Source organism: Leuconostoc sp. UCMA20149 (genome assembly GCF_030400235.1).
Lineage (GTDB): Bacteria > Bacillota > Bacilli > Lactobacillales > Lactobacillaceae > Leuconostoc > Leuconostoc pseudomesenteroides.
In genome coordinates, this window is the sequence record NZ_VJYC01000003.1 from 223,802 (window position 1) to 240,587 (window position 16,786).

General features: G+C 39.3%; 18 protein-coding genes and 1 riboswitch. Of the genes, 13 read left to right on the forward strand and 5 right to left on the reverse strand.

Annotated features, from left to right (window positions below; genetic code table 11):
- Positions 1 to 16 precede the first annotated feature (16 nt).
- The 8 genes from FF105_RS04295 to FF105_RS04330 all read left to right on the forward strand — a co-directional run bounded on the left by FF105_RS04295 (position 17) and on the right by FF105_RS04330 (position 6,033).
- The gene (locus tag FF105_RS04295; protein ID WP_010278400.1) at positions 17 to 1,222 is read left to right on the forward strand and encodes a CCA tRNA nucleotidyltransferase; all 1,206 of its coding nucleotides are present in this window, start codon (positions 17 to 19) and stop codon (positions 1,220 to 1,222) included.
- The gene (locus tag FF105_RS04300; protein WP_010278402.1) at positions 1,209 to 1,706 is read left to right on the forward strand and encodes a dihydrofolate reductase; all 498 of its coding nucleotides are present in this window, start codon (positions 1,209 to 1,211) and stop codon (positions 1,704 to 1,706) included. Before FF105_RS04295 ends, FF105_RS04300 begins: the two co-directional genes overlap by 14 nt.
- A 9-nt stretch (positions 1,707 to 1,715) precedes the next feature.
- Positions 1,716 to 2,570 (forward strand): DegV family protein, encoded by an 855-nt coding sequence (locus FF105_RS04305; protein ID WP_010278404.1) that lies wholly within the window; start codon positions 1,716 to 1,718, stop codon positions 2,568 to 2,570.
- Between the two features lie 98 nt (positions 2,571 to 2,668).
- Positions 2,669 to 3,574 carry an SGNH/GDSL hydrolase family protein gene (locus FF105_RS04310; protein ID WP_010278406.1) on the forward strand — a complete coding sequence of 302 codons (906 nt, stop codon included), beginning with the start codon at positions 2,669 to 2,671 and terminating at the stop codon, positions 3,572 to 3,574.
- Positions 3,556 to 4,170 (forward strand): YpmS family protein, encoded by a 615-nt coding sequence (locus tag FF105_RS04315; protein WP_010278408.1) that lies wholly within the window; start codon positions 3,556 to 3,558, stop codon positions 4,168 to 4,170. The genes FF105_RS04310 and FF105_RS04315 overlap by 19 nt, the downstream gene beginning before the upstream one ends.
- The gene (locus FF105_RS04320) at positions 4,157 to 4,384 is read left to right on the forward strand and encodes a YozE family protein (RefSeq protein WP_010278410.1); all 228 of its coding nucleotides are present in this window, start codon (positions 4,157 to 4,159) and stop codon (positions 4,382 to 4,384) included. Before FF105_RS04315 ends, FF105_RS04320 begins: the two co-directional genes overlap by 14 nt.
- An 18-nt stretch (positions 4,385 to 4,402) precedes the next feature.
- Positions 4,403 to 5,248 (forward strand): ribosome biogenesis GTPase YlqF, encoded by an 846-nt coding sequence (gene ylqF / locus FF105_RS04325; protein WP_010278413.1) that lies wholly within the window; start codon positions 4,403 to 4,405, stop codon positions 5,246 to 5,248.
- Positions 5,245 to 6,033, forward strand: coding sequence for a ribonuclease HII (locus FF105_RS04330; protein WP_010278416.1), 789 nt, complete (start codon positions 5,245 to 5,247; stop codon positions 6,031 to 6,033). Before ylqF ends, FF105_RS04330 begins: the two co-directional genes overlap by 4 nt.
- Here FF105_RS04330 and FF105_RS04335 read toward each other — a convergent pair.
- Genes FF105_RS04335 through FF105_RS04350 form a run of 4 tightly spaced genes read right to left on the reverse strand, consistent with a single transcriptional unit; the run spans position 5,990 to position 8,909 of the window.
- Positions 5,990 to 6,631 (reverse strand): energy-coupling factor transporter transmembrane component T family protein, encoded by a 642-nt coding sequence (locus FF105_RS04335; protein WP_010278418.1) that lies wholly within the window; start codon positions 6,629 to 6,631, stop codon positions 5,990 to 5,992. The genes FF105_RS04330 and FF105_RS04335 overlap by 44 nt on opposite strands.
- Positions 6,631 to 8,004: an ABC transporter ATP-binding protein gene (locus FF105_RS04340; protein ID WP_147651360.1), complete on the reverse strand. Its 1,374-nt coding sequence runs from the start codon at positions 8,002 to 8,004 to the stop codon at positions 6,631 to 6,633. The genes FF105_RS04335 and FF105_RS04340 overlap by 1 nt, the downstream gene beginning before the upstream one ends.
- A gap of 36 nt (positions 8,005 to 8,040) precedes the next feature.
- Complete coding sequence (locus FF105_RS04345; protein ID WP_010278420.1) at positions 8,041 to 8,334, reverse strand: thiamine-binding protein; 294 nt, start codon at positions 8,332 to 8,334, stop codon at positions 8,041 to 8,043.
- Positions 8,331 to 8,909 (reverse strand): ECF transporter S component, encoded by a 579-nt coding sequence (locus FF105_RS04350; RefSeq protein WP_010278425.1) that lies wholly within the window; start codon positions 8,907 to 8,909, stop codon positions 8,331 to 8,333. Before FF105_RS04350 ends, FF105_RS04345 begins: the two co-directional genes overlap by 4 nt.
- A gap of 144 nt (positions 8,910 to 9,053) precedes the next feature.
- Positions 9,054 to 9,143, reverse strand: a riboswitch (TPP riboswitch).
- A gap of 168 nt (positions 9,144 to 9,311) precedes the next feature.
- Here FF105_RS04350 and FF105_RS04355 point away from each other — a divergent pair.
- The 4 genes from FF105_RS04355 to pepT all read left to right on the forward strand — a co-directional run bounded on the left by FF105_RS04355 (position 9,312) and on the right by pepT (position 13,073).
- Positions 9,312 to 10,253 (forward strand): DMT family transporter, encoded by a 942-nt coding sequence (locus FF105_RS04355; RefSeq protein ID WP_010278426.1) that lies wholly within the window; start codon positions 9,312 to 9,314, stop codon positions 10,251 to 10,253.
- Positions 10,254 to 10,322: 69 nt separating this feature from the next.
- Positions 10,323 to 11,012, forward strand: coding sequence for a tRNA (adenine(22)-N(1))-methyltransferase (locus tag FF105_RS04360; RefSeq protein WP_010278428.1), 690 nt, complete (start codon positions 10,323 to 10,325; stop codon positions 11,010 to 11,012).
- Positions 11,006 to 11,815, forward strand: coding sequence for a Nif3-like dinuclear metal center hexameric protein (locus FF105_RS04365; protein ID WP_031941000.1), 810 nt, complete (start codon positions 11,006 to 11,008; stop codon positions 11,813 to 11,815). The genes FF105_RS04360 and FF105_RS04365 overlap by 7 nt, the downstream gene beginning before the upstream one ends.
- Before the next feature lie 22 nt (positions 11,816 to 11,837).
- Positions 11,838 to 13,073, forward strand: coding sequence for a peptidase T (gene pepT / locus FF105_RS04370; RefSeq protein ID WP_010278434.1), 1,236 nt, complete (start codon positions 11,838 to 11,840; stop codon positions 13,071 to 13,073).
- Between the two features lie 48 nt (positions 13,074 to 13,121).
- Here the strand turns inward: pepT and FF105_RS04375 are convergent, their stop codons facing one another.
- The gene (locus tag FF105_RS04375; protein WP_010278436.1) at positions 13,122 to 13,319 is read right to left on the reverse strand and encodes a YjzD family protein; all 198 of its coding nucleotides are present in this window, start codon (positions 13,317 to 13,319) and stop codon (positions 13,122 to 13,124) included.
- Positions 13,320 to 13,438: 119 nt separating this feature from the next.
- Here FF105_RS04375 and FF105_RS04380 point away from each other — a divergent pair, with 119 nt between their 5' ends.
- Entirely contained in the window at positions 13,439 to 16,762 is a 3,324-nt protein-coding gene (locus FF105_RS04380) for a DNA polymerase III subunit alpha (protein WP_290046361.1), read from the forward strand.
- Positions 16,763 to 16,786: the final 24 nt, after the last annotated feature.

Here is a 16,786-nt window from a genome sequence, read left to right on the forward strand (position 1 = left end):
GATAAAATAAGATGATATGAAAATTGATAAATTACCACAAGAATTTGTACAAGCGCAACCTATTTTAGCCAACTTAGAGCAAGCTGGCTATGAGGCTTATTTTGTTGGTGGTTCTGTTAGAGATACACTTTTAGGTGCGCCAATACATGATGTTGATATTGCCAGTAGTGCTTTTCCCGAAGAAGTTAAGGTATTGTTCAACCGGACGGTTGATACAGGTATTCAGCATGGCACTGTGATGGTGCTTGACCATGGTGAAGGCTATGAAATTACGACATTTCGGACGGAGTCAACCTATACTGATTTCAGGCGGCCGGATAGTGTGACATTCGTGCGTAGTTTATCCGAAGATTTGAAGCGTCGTGATTTTACGATTAATGCTCTGGCAATGCGTCATGATGGTGAAGTTGTCGATTTATTTGATGGCTTATCTGATATGAAAAACGGTATTATTCGCGCTGTTGGTGATGCAGAAACACGTTTTACTGAAGACGCGTTAAGAATGATGAGAGCGCTAAGATTTAGTGCCCAACTAGGCTTTCGTATAGCAGATGATACACGTCAAGCGCTACGTGATTTGGCACCTAATCTAACTAAAATTGCCGTAGAGCGTATTCGAGTGGAATTTGAAAAAATGTTAATGGGCTTCAATGCCGCTGAAAGCTTAAAATTGGCTTTAGATGATGATGTTATCAACTACCTGCCAGGTGAGCCATTGAAAATTTGGGATAACATCATTCAACATTTAGCAACACATCAACCTGCTGATGCTTTCGCAGTTTGGTCGCTGGTATTGGTTGAAACAGATTTGACTTTATCTCAAATCAATCGTTTTTTAAGAAATTGGAAATTGAGCCGAGAAACAATAGTGACGGTAATGACTGTTGTGCCATTAGCTCGCCAAATTGATAAGGTTTCCACTTTTGATTTGTACCAATCATTGCCCTACAAAAAAACGTTGTTTGAACTTTTAACAATGCTGGGTGTTTCAAACGGGACAATTGAGCAGATAAAGCATATAATAGACATGTTACCGATTACAAATTCGTCCGAATTAGCTATTCAGGGCGGCGATTTAATTCGTGAAGGTGTTATGACACCCGGTCCTAAGTTAGGTCAATGTCTGAAAAAAATTGAGTACGCAGTGGTCAATGGTGACCTGAAAAATACCCGTGAATCGCTGATACAATACGCCAAGGAGCAGGTAAATGACGACAATTAAAATGGTTTGGGCACAGGATAAACAAAATGCGATTGGCAAAAATGGTAGTATTCCATGGCACATGCCTGATGATTTAAAACTTTTTCGTGACGAAACGATGAATACACTAATGATTATGGGACGACCAACTTGGTTGAGTATTGGGCGGCCGCTTCCTAACAGAACGAGTGTTGTGATGACTACGGACCCAAGTTGGCAGCCAAATTATTATGAAGTAAAGGTTGTGCGTTCACTTGATGAAGCGTTAGCACTCATTAAGAAAGAATCTCGTGATATATCCATTGCTGGTGGCTCGATTGTCTACAAAGCATTTATGCCATACGCTACTGATCTCGTCGTTACTAAAATTGACGGTATTATTGACGGTGACACATTTGTTGCGCCAATTGATTTGTCACAATTTAAGCTGACCTCTAGCGAGGCACATCCCAAAGATAACAATCATGATTACGCGTATGTAGTTGAACGATACAAACGCAAGTAAGGAAAGAACATGTCAAATATTAAAATAGTAACCGATTCAGCTGTTGCATTGACACCTGAAGAAATAGCCTTTTATGATATCAAAATTGTACCGCTCTCCGTCCAAATAGACGGCACCGTTTATGAGGATGGCGTGACGATACAACGTGATGAATTTTTAGAAAAAATGGCGGTTAGCAAGAATTTGCCACAGACATCACAACCATCAATTGGTGCGTTTCAACTCGCCTACGATGAAATTCACCAAAAGTATCCCGATTCAGAAATTTTGAGTATACACATGTCTTCAGGATTATCGGGGACAGTTCGTGCCGCTGAACAAGCAGCAGCTTTAACAAGTGCAAAAATTACAACATTTGATACATTAGCTGCCGACCGTGCACAAGCATTCGTTGTGTTGCAAGCTGCCGAGATGGCAAAACAGGGGGCATCAATGGCAGAAATCGTGCCAGCCATTGAGCAGGCTCGAGATGAGTCTAATATTTATTTGAGCTTCACTTCCTTGACAAATATGGTTGCCGGAGGTCGCTTGAGTAAAACACAAGGTATTATTGGTAACCTCTTGAATATTAAAGTCGGTGCAGGTGTGACACATACTGATGGCACTGTCGACGTTTTATTGAAGGGGCGTGGCATGAAAACTATTGCTAAATTCAATAATAACGTGATTGCAAAAATGCAAGAATACAAAGAGATGGTAGCCATTGGTATTTCTCATGCTGGTATTCCGGAGGAAGCGACACAATTAGCCGATAGATTAAAAGCAATTTGGCCGGATTTGGAAATTCCAGTTTTGAACACGACGCCAATTATATCAACACATACAGGTGTGGGAGCACTGGCAATTTTGTATCGCGCCCGTTGATGAATAATTATCTTAAAAGCGAGTCTAACTCGCTTTTTTTGTAACTAACGCTTTTTTAGTCTATAATAATTACCAGTAAAGTTTCAGGAGAATTACGAATGCGAAAGGTACTAATCAGCTTCATTGCCATCGTGATTGTTGGTGCTGGCGTACTTTTTGGTATTAAAAACTGGCAACATCATTCACTCAATCAATCATTGTCAAAAACTGAAAAAGTGTCACATATCAATTTGGTAGCATTAGGTGACTCGCTAACAGAAGGTGTTGGTGATACACAGAAATTGCAAGGCTATTCTGGTAGAATTGCTAAAGAGCTTCGTGAAAAATATGATATTTCTGTGACCATGAAAAATTTTGGCAAAGCAGGTGACCGCTCAGATCAAATTGAAAAAAGATTAGTGTCACAATCAGATTTTCAAAACAGTCTTAAAAATGCAGATGTATTAGTCATGACAGTGGGTGGTAATGATTTACAACAACTTTTACTGAAAAATATAACAGCTTCTTCGCCAAAAGCATTGTCTGAAGCAGTTATTAAAGGCAAAGTGAACTATCAAATCAGGTTAGCAAAATTGCTAAAAACGGTTCGTGGTTATAACAAACAAGCGCCAATCTTTATTTTTGGTAACTATAATCCGCTCTACGTTCACTTTGCTAATCGTGAAGATTTCAATGATGATGTTAAAAAATTCAATGCTATTAATGCTAAATTGGCAACACGAGATGGTAATGCTTATTATGTCAGTTCATTTGACTTGACATACGGTCAATTCAAGACAAAGTCACAACGCCAAAAACTTGTTAAGCAAATTGAAAGTGATAGTTTAGAAAAAAATGCAACGAAAACCATGACGGCTGTTTTGACGGGACAAACAGGCGTTGACAATAATTGGATTTCAAAGGACGATAATTATCATCCGAATAACAAAGGGTATCAATATATGACATCCCAATTATTTCATGTTATGAAACGAGAGGAAAAACATTGGTTAATCAAACACTAAAACGACCAGTTATGACACCAAAAAAACACCGTTCAATCTGGTTTTGGCTCTTTTGGGTATTAGTAGCTGGACTTGTTCTGACCAGTCTTTGGTTCTTTCATCAAGCGTCTGGTCCGGTTAAATATGTTGATAGTAAATCAAAAATTGCTAAATCGGATGCCACCTTTGATATCACATTAAACAAAAAACAAATTAACGCCCTAGTTGCCCACTACCTTAACGATTCTGACAATAGCGGTTTCACATTTGATGTTTCAGACCAAGTTATGATGTATGGCAGCACCAAGTTTTTAGGGCAAAAGTTTAACTTTGGTATGGCGCTGGATCCGCAAGTCACCACTAATGGGAATATTATTTTAAAAGCAAAATCACTAGCAATCGGTAATTTATCGCTGCCTGTATCAACTGTCATGAGCTTTGTTCGGTCAAGTTATGATGCACCAAAATATGTGACTATCATGCCTAAGAAAAAGGAAATATTTGTTGATATGAGTCAATTACCAACGACACAAGGGCTAACATTTCGGGCCAAAATCATTGATATGAAAGCAGATCAATTTGTATTTGAAGGAGGATTAGTAGATGAGAAAAAGTGATCGCTCATTTTATAATTGGTTAATGACCAATCGTAATCCAGTGGCCGCTGATGATGTGCAGCAATTTGCTAACAACGCCTTTTTGGATTCGACATTTCCTAAACAAAGTACAGATTTTGATGATATTTCTAAGTATTTAGAAGAAAATACGACTTATTTGATGAGTATGACGACGTTTGATGAAGCGTGGTCAATGTATATTGCAGATCGATAAAGAGGAGCACGCTCAAAAATGGCACAAATTATTCAATGGTTTCCTGGTCATATGGCCAAGGCCTTCCGTTTAATGCGAGAAAATTTAAAATTAGTAGATGTTGTCTTTGAACTGGTTGACGCAAGAATCCCAGAAAGCTCACGTAACCCTGAGATTGATAAACTCATTGGTCAAAAACCACGATTGTTGATCATGACGAAAGCAGACTTAGCTGACCCAGAACAAACACGGGCTTGGAAAAAGCGATTCGAAGAACAGGGGTATACAGTTTTGGTGCTGGATACGCGTGATCCACGCACACCGCAATTAGTTACTAAAGCGGCTAGACGGGCTGTTGAGGCAAAAAAAGAAGCTCAGTTGGCACGTGGTATCCAGGATCAACCAATACGTGCAATGATTACTGGTGTCCCCAATGTTGGTAAATCAACGTTGCTAAATCATTTAGTGATGAAAAATGTTGCACCGACTGCCGATCGACCAGGTGTCACCAAAAAAGTGGCTTGGCTGAAAACCCCAACTAAGCTAGAATTACTAGACTCGCCAGGTGTTTTGTGGCCAAAATTTGAAGATCAAACAATCGGTATGAAATTGTCCTTAACTGGTGCTGTCAAGGATACAATTTTTGCCAAAGATGACGCTGCGCTTTTTCTAATTGCTTTCTTCAGGCAGTATCGTCCTGAAGCCGTGATTGAACGTTATCATTTGTCGGACGATATTTTCGAGCAAGAAAATGTCGATGTATTACTAGCAATTACGACAAAACTTGGTTTCAAAGATGATTATGATAAGGCAAGTGAACGATTATTAAACGACTTGCGAAAAAATAAATTAGGTGCATTTACACTGGATTTGATTGATGTATGAGTGAGACAATAAAAGCAATTCAGACACAACTTAAAACAATTTTACCTGATGATGAACGGTTATTAGTTTGGCAGCAAGATTCACGTGTGGGCGTGCAAAAAGCCATCCAGAATTGGCGGAAAAGCCAAGACAGGACGGCTAAAAAACAGACTGCATTTGTGCATAGATTTGATATTGAACGACAATATTGGGAACAAGGCTACGACAATATTGCAGGGATTGATGAAGTAGGTCGTGGTCCATTAGCAGGACCAATAATTGCAGCAGCCGTGATTTTACCTCATAATTTCAACGTTTTAGATGTCATTGACTCAAAACAATTATCAGCTAAAAAGCGGGAAGATTTGTATGAAAAAATCATGACACAGGCTCTGGCTGTTGGCATTGGAGAGGTTGATGCCACCATCGTCGATGACATCAATATTTATGAAGCAGCTCGCATGGCGATGACGATTGCTGTTTCTAAATTACAGCTTAACGCCGAGGTGCTATTGATTGATGCTATGCGGTTGGACCTTGATATCCCGCAAGAATTTCTCATTAAAGGTGATGCACGGAGTAATAGTATTGGCGCTGCTAGTATCGTGGCAAAAGTCACTAGGGACCGTTTAATGACTGACTATGGTCTAAAATATCCTGGGTATGGTTTCGAAAGAAATGCCGGTTACGGGACAAAAGAACATCTCCAAGCCATTGAAAGGAAAGGAATCACGCCAATTCATCGCAAAACGTTTGCACCAATTAAAGATATGCAATCATCAATTGCAAAATCACCAAGAGACTGACGGCTATTAGCCAGTCTCTTTTTTGGATGACCACTGACTGAAAATGAGTGCGTGGTGCGTTTTCTGTAAAACCATGTGAAACCATTGCTGTTGATAGTCGAGTTGACCATTGCAGAGAAATCAAAATCGCTTTGAAAAATAATTGTGGTGAATAAAATGATAAGTGTTCACCTCTCATGAGAGCAGCAATGTGGATTGTTTTGATTTCTTGTTTGACGCGGGGGACGAATGTCAGTGCACCTCGTAACCCGTAGACAAAGGTTGTTGGTAAATGCCATTTTTGCTCTAGGGTATTTAATAAATCCACCATATTAGTTGTAAATGAAAAGGCGGCACCAAGATAAATGTAAGCTACAATACGGGTCGCCATAACAATTGCCATGTTGTGAGTGCCATATGTACTAAATGATGTCCACGCCCCCAAAACGGGCAAAATAGGCATTAGCACGAGCAATAAATAGCGTTGCCATGTTAATCTTGATAACATTAAATAAACTGCCGCAATGATGGCTACTATAAAATTAATACGCGCATTCAATATAAAGGTCAGTTCAATACTGACGATTAAAATAAAGCCGAATTTAACACCGGAATTCATTAAAATTGCTCCTGATAGTATAATGTTTGATGATCAAGGTGTAGATGATAATTAACAACTGGTAATAGGGCATCTAATTGGTGACTAATAATAATAAAACGCTGTTTACCTTGAGTTGAAAGTTCTTGTAATATTTCAGCGACCACACGTACGGAGGCGACATCTAGCCCAGCAATTGGTTCGTCAAGCAACAAAACGGGCGTGCTAACAATTAACATCAGTAACAGTTGCAGCTTTTTCTTTTGACCGCCAGACAGTTGATAGACAACGTGTTGCCGCAGATGGAGGAGGTTGAGACGCGTGAGATAATGATCAATTTTTTGGGGTGACCAAAATGCGCGTTGTTGACTATGTTGATAACTCAATGTTAATTCCTCATCGACAGTCATTCGAAGAAACTGGCGCTCTGGGCTTTGAAACAATAGTGCCACTTCTTGAACATATCGTGCAACTTTTAATTTTTGAATATTTTTTGATTGATAAGTTATCTGCCCATCAAAAGATTTCAATTTAGTTAACGCATTAAATAAAGTTGATTTGCCGCTACCATTTGCGCCAGTCAGGAGGGTAATTCCTGGTGCACCAATTAGAAGTTCTGGCACCGTTATCAAAGTCTTTTTTTCGTTCAATAACTTGAAATGATTTAGTTCAAAAACCCCTTCACTGATTATTTTAAAAGTATGATGTTGTGGCTTTGGAAGTCGTTGAATAAATTGAGTATGATCAAGTGCTGATATTTTATGATTATGAATTTCCCACACATTGTTGACAATCTCTGGATAGCCTGAAAAATCGTGATCCGCAACAAGAATTGTAACGCCATCGGCCTGCAATGTTTTTACTTTTTTTAAAATTTCCTGCCGTGCTGTCATATCAACATTAGCGAAAGGTTCATCTAGTAGTAACAATTTACTTTTCATCGCAACGATAATTGCCAAAGCAACTTTTTGTTTTTCACCACCTGATAGTGTGGTCATTTGTTGATTGGCTAGTTGTTCGATGCCGACAAATTTAAGCGCCGCTGTTGCACGTTCAGCTATTTCATCAGACGCAATTTGCAAGTTTTCTAGTGTAAACGTCAATTCCTCAAAAGGGGTAGGCATCGCAAACTGTGTGTCGGGATCTTGAAATAAGAAACCAACATACTGGGCTCTCTGATTAGCTGGTAGCTGGCTGATGGCGATATTGTCAACCAAAACAGTGCCTTTAAGTTGAGGAAACAGGCCAGCAATAATTTTTAACAAAGTAGATTTACCAATACCCGATGGTCCAATCAAAAGGTTGAAGCTATTTTCTTGAATGGTCAATGTCAAGTCGTCAAAAATTTTTGTTTTGCCATAGCTTAAATTAAGGTGTTCTAGAGTAACAATCATGGTTTGTGGTATCCTATGTACGCGGAAAAAACCGCTTTATCTGTATTTATCTGTTTTTTTTGCTATTGTAAGTACATCGCTAGTCGTCGCCATATTGATTTTGCTATAAACCATTACAGGTATGTCTGTGATTTCGGCCGCAACTTTTGGTAATTGTGCTAAGATTGCCATCAATTGATCGTAATCACCTTCTAATGTCGATTCAAACGCACCAACTTGGTAATTAACACCGCTAGCATCAATATAAGCAATGACATGATCAACAATTTTAATCACATCATTTTCGTTGGCAGTCATTGGCAAAACTTGTACTGCAATACTTGAAATCATGAGATCACCTCTGATTGATGCGTTGTCAAAATACCTGATTTAGCAATTAGCTTCTGTGTGAAGTAAACAATGACACCAGCAAAAATTGCCGATGAAATCAGGCGTGTGATAAATAGACCAACTAACAGACCTAATGAATATTGGGCATAGCCATTGCGAAGCAAGTCCCAACCAAAGGTGACAATTGTGACGGTAATGACAGAAGCTGTTAAGCTAGTTTTATCCCAACGTCGATATCCAAAAATAGCAAATCCAATTTCAGTTCCGAGGCCCTGAATGGCACCAGCAACGATATTCATGACACCCCATTGTGAGCCAAAAACCATTTCAATAGTACCTGCAAGTGTTTCGCCAATAATCGAAGCTCCGGCACGGCGAATAATGTATCCCGCCATTGGACCAGCCATTAGCCATGGACCAATTGTTGCATCGTTAGCGTATGGACTTAAACCCATAGGTGTTAATATTGCTGCAATAACATTATAAGCAAATGCCCAAGCCCAGAAAATAAAGCCGAAAAACACCGCGATGAGTGCGATAAAGATGACGTCACGAAGTGACCATTTTGTATGCATGTTGCACACCTCCGAATTTGTTGTGAAAACACCGCCATGAGGTTAGACATACAAAAAGCCAATCTTCGTGGGAAGATTGGCTTTGATATCATATCAATTAAAAATACTACAACAGACTGAATAGGTAGTTCGTCTGTATACAATCAATATTAAAGTAAATCTCCCTACGCTAGTATAATCTAGATCAGGTTATATGGGTATTATCTCAGCCGTTTGGCACCCCAGATTTTGGTGTTTTCAATTGTTTTCAATTGTTTGTGATTAACTCACAAACAGAGTGTACCACAATCCATTTTTGCCTGCAAGCGGTGAAAGTCGTTTGGCTTGCAAAAATGGTTCTTATGGGTATACTTATTATTCATGAGTTGCAATTAAGAAGATAAGTTTAGGAGTTGTATTGAGATGCTTTATTTTATTGGATTGGCTGCTGGATTCTTATTAGCTAATCAAAGTGCTATTAATGCAAAATTAGGTGCAGCGGTGCGTTCACCGTTTAGGTCTAGTTTGATTTCATTTACAGTCGGGACAATATTTCTCATCGCCGTCTTTTTTGGAACTAGTCAACATATTGTTCCTATTGGCACTGTTTTATCGCATAATCCGTGGTGGATTTGGTTGGGCGGGATTTTGGGTGTCTTCTTTTTAACGTCTAACATTTTAATGTTTCCTAAATTAGGGGCAATCCAAACGATTATTCTGCCCATTTTAGGCCAAGTTTTGATGGGAGAAGTGATTGATATATTTGGGCTTTTTGGGGCACAACAACATCCTTTAACCTGGTTGAAGTCGATGGGAATTTTGATTTTATTCTTAGGTATTTATATTGCTGTTGTGTTGGCGAGCCGAGGATTCGCTAAGGTTGAAGAAAAAAGTGACACAGATCATGAAAACGCCGTTACGTTGAATTTATGGCGTTTGTGGGGGATAGTGGCAGGTGCTATTTCAGCTATTCAACAAGCCATCAATGGTCACTTAGGACAATTAATGCATTCCTCAGTTGGTGCCTCGGTGTTTTCTTTTTTGACAGGCACCATCTTGATTTTTTTGGTTGTCATGGTTCGTGACAAGTCTCTTTTACCCAAAACATTCCACGCTAATGAACAGCCATTTTGGTTGTTCATTGGTGGCGTATTGGGCGCTGCGTTTGTTTTCGCAGCCGCCTATTTAGTGCCACAACTGGGAGCAGGAGTAACGGTGACTTTGGGATTATTTGGTTCAATCGTTGGATCAATGGCTGTCACACAATTTGGATGGTGGCGTTCACCACAAAGACAAGTGACGCGGGCTCAAATATTTGGTATCGTGGTGATGGCAATCGGTGTGCTACTGATAAAATTTGGATAAGGAAAGTCAGCGCATAGCTGGCTTTTTTGCTATACTTGTAGGAGTAAAAAAATTTTTTTAGGAAACATTATGGATAGTATTCATCTTTCGCCACGCCTTGAAGCTGTGGTTAAGCACGTGCCACAAGACGCAATAATTGCTGATATCGGTTCAGATCATGCCTATTTACCTGCACACTTACTCTTGACCAATCATGTCCGGCATGCCATAGCCGGTGAGGTTGCTCAGGGACCATTTGAAAATGTCCAACATGAAATTAACAGACGACATCTGAATGGCAAACTTGAGGCGCGATTAGCGAATGGTCTAGCCGCTATTGATACCGCTGATAAGGTTAACACGGTTGTAATTGCTGGCATGGGCGGCATTTTAATTCAAGACATTTTGTCAGCCGGGCACTCAAAAAATCATCAATTTAATACTTTGATTTTACAACCAAATACTGATGAGAATGTTGTCAGATCATGGTTAAACAACAACCACTATTTGATTATAGCGGAAGATATTGTTCAGGAAGGTTCGCATTTTTATGAAGTGATTGTTGCAACACCTGGTGAATCAAAATTATCTGATCATGAGATTGATTTTGGTCCGTATCTGTTGCAAGCAAAATCACCAATTTTTGTCGCCAAGTGGCAAAAAGAATGTGACCGCATCCAACTTATTTTGGAACATTTGAAAAATTCAGGAAACCAAAATACAGTAGCTTATAAGAAATGGCAAACGACTTATGATCGCATCAAGGAGCTGATATCGTGATTGCACAAGAATTAATTGATCAAATTGAACAGTTTGCGCCACTATCATTGGCAGAAGCAGGGGATCCCACCGGTTTACAAATTGGCAACCCTAATCAACAAATTAATCGCGTTATGACTACGTTAGACGTGCGTCCAGAAGTTGTCAAAGAAGCCATTGCTGCTAGGGTAGACTTTATTTGGGCACATCATGAGGCAATGTTTTTTCCAGCCAAAAACTTAGACCTATCTGTTCCACAAAATCAAATGTATGCAGATCTTATCGCGAATCAAATTGTCGTTTATGCATCACATACCAATTTGGACAGTGCTTTTGGTGGAATGAATGATTGGTTATCAGCTGCGCTAAATATTGAGGACACAGTGCCTTTAATCCCTAATGCAGATGGCAAAACAGGATTAGGACGAATTGGTAAGTTAAATAAACCATTGACAGTGGCTAATTTTGCGAAACAAATGCGTGATATTTTTCACGTTGAAGCTGTTCGTGTCATAGCCAATGATCTTAATCGTGTCATTTCAACGGTGGCAGTTCTAGGTGGAGATGGGGGTAAGTTTTGGTCAATAGCTAAAAAGTCAGGGGCTGATGCTTTTGTTACTGCTGATGTGTACTATCATGTAGGACATGATATCAAAGCAGATGATTTTGTAGTCATTGATCCAGATCACCACATGGAAGCCATTGCTAATCAAAAAATGGCTGATCAAGTAAAAGTATGGTGTGGTGATCAGCTCGATGTTTTTGCCACAAAGATGAATACAGATCCTTATACTTATATTTTGGGACCGTCCGGACAGCAGTAGTCGACCAAAAAGGAGTGAAAATATGACAAAATATCCAGAACTAACAGAGCGATTTTTGAAGTACGTCAAAATTGATACGCAGTCAGACGAAAATTCAACAACAGTGCCTTCTTCGCCAAAAGAAGTGGCATTTTTAGCTGAATTGGCTGAAGAACTAAAGCACATTGGTCTTGAAAATGTGCGTACTATGCCTGATGGTTATGTATTTGCCGAACTGTCAAGCAACATTGACAATGCTAATGTACCTACAATCGGTTTCATTGCCCATGTGGATACTGCTGATTTTAATGGTGCTAATGTGAAGCCACAAATTGTTGCTGATTATGATGGTCAATCAGCCATCAAGCTTGGGACAAGTGGTTACGAACTAAATCCGTCTGAATTTCCGAGTCTAAAAAAATATGTTGGACACACGTTAATTACAACAGATGGGACGACACTTTTGGGTGCTGATGACAAAGCTGGAGATGCTGAAATTATCACAGCAGCAGCATATTTAATTGCTCATCCAGAAATCAAGCATGGTGATTTACGTTTTGCGTTTGGTCCTGATGAAGAAATTGGTATTGGCGCAGATAACTTTGATGTTACTGCTTTTGGTGCAGATTTTGCATACACGATGGATGGCGGTCCATTAGGTGAATTAGAGTGGGAAACCTTCAACGCGGCGGCCGCTACAATCGATATTAAAGGTCGTAATGTGCACCCAGGAACAGCTAAAAATGCTATGATTAACGCTATTCAAGTAGCATTTGATTTCCACGCAGAATTGCCTGTTCATGATCGGCCAGAACACACTGAAGGCGTTGAAGGTTTTTGGCATGTCATCTCAATCGAGGGGAATCCAGAAGCGGCAACATTGCGTTATATTGTGAGAGATCATGATCGTACTATATTTGAAACACGTAAGCAGAAGTTAATGGATATCGCTGCAACTTTTAATCAAAAATTTGGTGAAGGTCGAATTTCAGTGACACTTAATGATCAATATTACAATATGGGAGAAGTGCTCAAAAATGATATGAAATCGGTTGAGTTAGCTGAAGAGGCAATGAAAAAGTTAAACATTAAGCCTATCATTGAACCGGTTCGTGGTGGCACAGATGGCTCAAAGATTACTTTCTTAGGGCTACCAACGCCAAATATTTTTGCAGGTGGCGAGAATATGCACGGTCGCTTTGAATATGTTTCCACGACTGTTATGGAGCAGGCAACAGATGTTATTTTGGAAATCGTGACATTGGCCGCTGCAGAATAGTAATAAAAAAGAAGCCGGTTAGGCTTCTTTTTTTGATGTGAATTGAAATTACTGTTCAGATGATGTTTCTTTAGGTGCTGCGGAACCAGAAATAGCCGGAATTGCCACGAGGGCAACTTCTCCAACAATGATAGCAATAACTGCCACACCGACAAAACTGTAAGTTCCAGCATTTAATTGAGAAACGATGTAACCTAAGATTTCGCCAAATATTGCCGACCAAATGGCAACCATGATATATTTCATAATTTTCACCTCTTTACTTAAAATTATAATACACTTAGATTTGCTTAAGTGCAACCCATTTACTAGAAAATCCTGTATAATTAAGTCAATAAAACAAATGTTCGTATTAGGGAGGAAAAATGTACGCACCGCTTCAGATTTTGAGCAGTTATAGCTTACTAAAAAATCCAAACACAATTGAACAAATTTTACAGACAGCTAAATCGCGTGGCTATGAGGCAATCGCGTTGACAGATGTTAACGTCATGTATGGGGCAGTCGCATGGTATCGTAACGCTCAAAAACATCAAATTAAACCTTTATTTGGACTGACATTGATGGTTAATGGTCTAGTCAACACTGCCACTACCTTTCCGTTGGTGCTGATTGCTGAAAATCAAACAGGATATCAAAATTTGATGTGGTTATCTTCGGCACGTATGACGAATGATTCTGAAATGTTATTTTCAACCTTAACCGACCATTTATCAGGAATCAACGTCATCTTGCCAAGTACAAGTGAACTTAGCCAGTTGATTGGTACTGAGTATGAAGCAACAGACGGTTACTGGCAACAACTCATTAAATTGATTGACTCAAGTCATCTATACCTTGGCATCAATACACAAATGGCGGCGAAGACACAAACGCAATTAATTGCTTTCAGCAAGCAAAACAATGCGCAAATTATTGCTGCCGATGATGTTGATTACTTGAATTCCGATGATGATTTTACCTCACAAGTCCTGAAGGCAATTGACTCGAATTCCAAATTAACGGACATTGTGCCATTGTCGCATCAACGTGGTACTCATATTTTACAAGATATTTCAGCAATACAGTCGGCCTATGCAGCAAACGCGGATTTGCAGAAAGCTTACCAAGCCAATGAACAATTAGTTCACAAGAGCGAAGTATCCATTTCATTTTCGGAGACAGCTTTGCCACCATTCCAGACGCCACAAGGATTAAGTAGTTCACAATTTTTGAGACAAACTGCATTTGACGGTCTCAAAAAACGTTTACAAAAGCGTGATGTATCTGTTGCACAATATGAAAAAAGATTGTCGCATGAATTAGATGTTATTGATCAGCTAGGTTTTAGTGATTACTTTTTGATTGTTTGGGACATTGTCAATTTTGCTTCAAATAATCATATTCAAACTGGACCTGGGCGAGGGTCTGCTGCCGGTTCTTTGGTTGCTTATAGTTTAAGAATTACGGATGTTGATCCAATCCAGTTCAATTTATTGTTTGAACGCTTTTTAAATGAAGAACGTGTTCAAATGCCTGATATTGACATTGATTGGCCGCCTAGCCAGCGTGAGGCAATTTTTGAGTACCTGCATCAGAAGTATGGCAAACGAAACTTTGGTCAAATTATCACATTTGGTACGTTGGCAGCTAAACAAGCGCTGCGAGACGTTGGTCGTGTTTTTGGCTTGCCAGTAGCAACTCTGAGCAAATTGAGTGGCGGAATACCAGAGGGTAAAAATGGTCGAAAAGTTTCAATTGAATCAGCTTTAAAAGAACCCAAGTTATTAGCAACCATTCAAACGATTGATCATGGTGACTTGCTGCTCAAGACGGCTCGTCAAATTGAGGGGCTGCCAAAAAATTATTCTACCCACGCCGCAGGTGTGGTGTTAAGTGCACGACCGCTGGTAAATACATTACCAGTTCAAGCAGGGACTGAGGGGCGATTATTGACGCAGTTTGAAAAAGACACTGTTGAGCAACTCGGCCTACTAAAAATTGATATTTTAGGATTACAGAATTTAACCATTCTGAGTCAAGCACTGTATCACGCTCGGCAACAGTTGCCACAAAATTTTGATATTAGTCAAATTTCATTAGATGATGAGCAAACAATTGCGTTGTTTGCCAAAGGTGATACAAACGGCGTCTTTCAATTTGAATCTTCTGGTATTAAGCATGTCTTGCGTGATTTGAAACCAGTGATGTTTGAACATATTGTTGCCGTTAATGCTTTATATCGTCCTGGTCCTTCACAAAATATTCACCAGTTTGTGGCGCGTCGTCATGGTCGTGAACCAGTCATTATTCCTGATCCTTCGCTCAAAACAATCTTGGCACCGACATTTGGTATTATTGTTTATCAAGAACAGGTCATGTTAGTTGCTGAGACTTATGCTGGTTTTACACTAGGGGAAGCCGACGTTTTGCGTAGTGCTATGTCCAAGAAGAAGCTAGACAAAATGCAGGCTTTGCACGAGAAATTTATCAATGGCGCAATAAACAAGGGTCATACGCAAGCTCAAGCTGAGAAAATTTTTTCGTATGTTGACGAGTTTGCAAACTATGGTTTTAATCGTTCTCATGCTGTGGCATATAGTAAATTAGCATTTCAATTGGCTTATATGAAAGCGCATTATCCTGTTGCATTTTATACGGCACTTTTAAATGCCAATATCGGCGATCAGCGTAAGATACAACAGTATGTGTCAGAAGCTAAATCACGCGGAATAGTTGTTTTGGCCCCGAATATTAATTTATCGCAACGGTTTTGGACGTCCAATGATGGTCAACTACAAATGGGATTGAACAATATTCGTGGTATTCGTAGCGATTTTGTCAATGCTGTATTAGATGAGCGACATCAAGGAAATTTTCAAACAATTCAGTCTTTTGTAAGAAGAATGCCTGAAAAGATGAGGAAAACGGAGACTTTAGCGCAACTCGCTTATTCTGGCGCGTTAGATGGTTTTGGATATAATCGTAATGAATTAATTGAAAATAGTAATAGTTTAATTGAGGGTGCCGCATTTGGTGATCTTATCTTACAAGAAACAAAAATTAAAAAATTCCCTGAATTGCCCTTACAAGAAAGATTAGAACGTGAAAAACAAGCCATCGGCGTCAATTTATCTGGTCATCCACTTGACGCCTATCGAGAGTTAATCCTTAATGAAAATTACAATCTGATTGGTGATATAACAGTGCCAGATAAAGCAGTTCGCTTTTTAGGAATTGTGGATAAAATACGACAAATTCGTACAAAAAAAGGAGATGATATGGCATTTGCTACCATATCAGACTTAACAGGCGCTATTAGTGTCACGATTTTTCCAAACTTGTTTAAAAACATTCAAAATATCTTAAGTGTCGGTACAGTTCTTCAAATCACTGGAAAATCAGAGCTAGATTCTCGCGGTGAATTAGCAATTGTTGCCAATCAAATTCAAACAATAACAAAGCCACAGTCAAAAGGTACATGGTTCTTACAGTTTGACGTCGAACATGACACACCTGATAATCGGGAAAAGTTGGTCAAGGTATTAGCGAAACATCATGGTAATAATCCAGTCGTTATTCATTGGCAACGGGAAGATAAAAATCAACAATTAGATGAATCTTTTTGGATGACTGATGAAACCGTTATCATACTTGAAGTAGCGCCAATCCTAGGTGAAGAAAACGTTATATTCAGGAAAACTCGTTGATATTATGACTTGTACAAATGCTTA

Bases quoted from the DNA above. Each gene is read 5' to 3' on its own strand.
- pepT (WP_010278434.1), top strand. From the start codon at position 11,838: ATGACAAAATATCCAGAACTAACAGAGCGATTTTTGAAGTACGTCAAA.
- FF105_RS04310 (WP_010278406.1), top strand. From the start codon at position 2,669: ATGCGAAAGGTACTAATCAGCTTCATTGCCATCGTGATTGTTGGTGCT.
- FF105_RS04380 (WP_290046361.1), top strand. From the start codon at position 13,439: ATGTACGCACCGCTTCAGATTTTGAGCAGTTATAGCTTACTAAAAAAT.
- FF105_RS04360 (WP_010278428.1), top strand. From the start codon at position 10,323: ATGGATAGTATTCATCTTTCGCCACGCCTTGAAGCTGTGGTTAAGCAC.
- FF105_RS04305 (WP_010278404.1), top strand. From the start codon at position 1,716: ATGTCAAATATTAAAATAGTAACCGATTCAGCTGTTGCATTGACACCT.
- FF105_RS04375 (WP_010278436.1), bottom strand. From the start codon at position 13,319: ATGAAATATATCATGGTTGCCATTTGGTCGGCAATATTTGGCGAAATC.
- ylqF (WP_010278413.1), top strand. From the start codon at position 4,403: ATGGCACAAATTATTCAATGGTTTCCTGGTCATATGGCCAAGGCCTTC.
- FF105_RS04300 (WP_010278402.1), top strand. From the start codon at position 1,209: ATGACGACAATTAAAATGGTTTGGGCACAGGATAAACAAAATGCGATT.
- FF105_RS04340 (WP_147651360.1), bottom strand. From the start codon at position 8,004: ATGATTGTTACTCTAGAACACCTTAATTTAAGCTATGGCAAAACAAAA.
- FF105_RS04295 (WP_010278400.1), top strand. From the start codon at position 17: ATGAAAATTGATAAATTACCACAAGAATTTGTACAAGCGCAACCTATT.
- FF105_RS04355 (WP_010278426.1), top strand. From the start codon at position 9,312: ATGCTTTATTTTATTGGATTGGCTGCTGGATTCTTATTAGCTAATCAA.
- FF105_RS04335 (WP_010278418.1), bottom strand. From the start codon at position 6,631: ATGAATTCCGGTGTTAAATTCGGCTTTATTTTAATCGTCAGTATTGAA.
- FF105_RS04350 (WP_010278425.1), bottom strand. From the start codon at position 8,909: ATGCATACAAAATGGTCACTTCGTGACGTCATCTTTATCGCACTCATC.
- FF105_RS04330 (WP_010278416.1), top strand. From the start codon at position 5,245: ATGAGTGAGACAATAAAAGCAATTCAGACACAACTTAAAACAATTTTA.
- FF105_RS04345 (WP_010278420.1), bottom strand. From the start codon at position 8,334: ATGATTTCAAGTATTGCAGTACAAGTTTTGCCAATGACTGCCAACGAA.
- FF105_RS04320 (WP_010278410.1), top strand. From the start codon at position 4,157: ATGAGAAAAAGTGATCGCTCATTTTATAATTGGTTAATGACCAATCGT.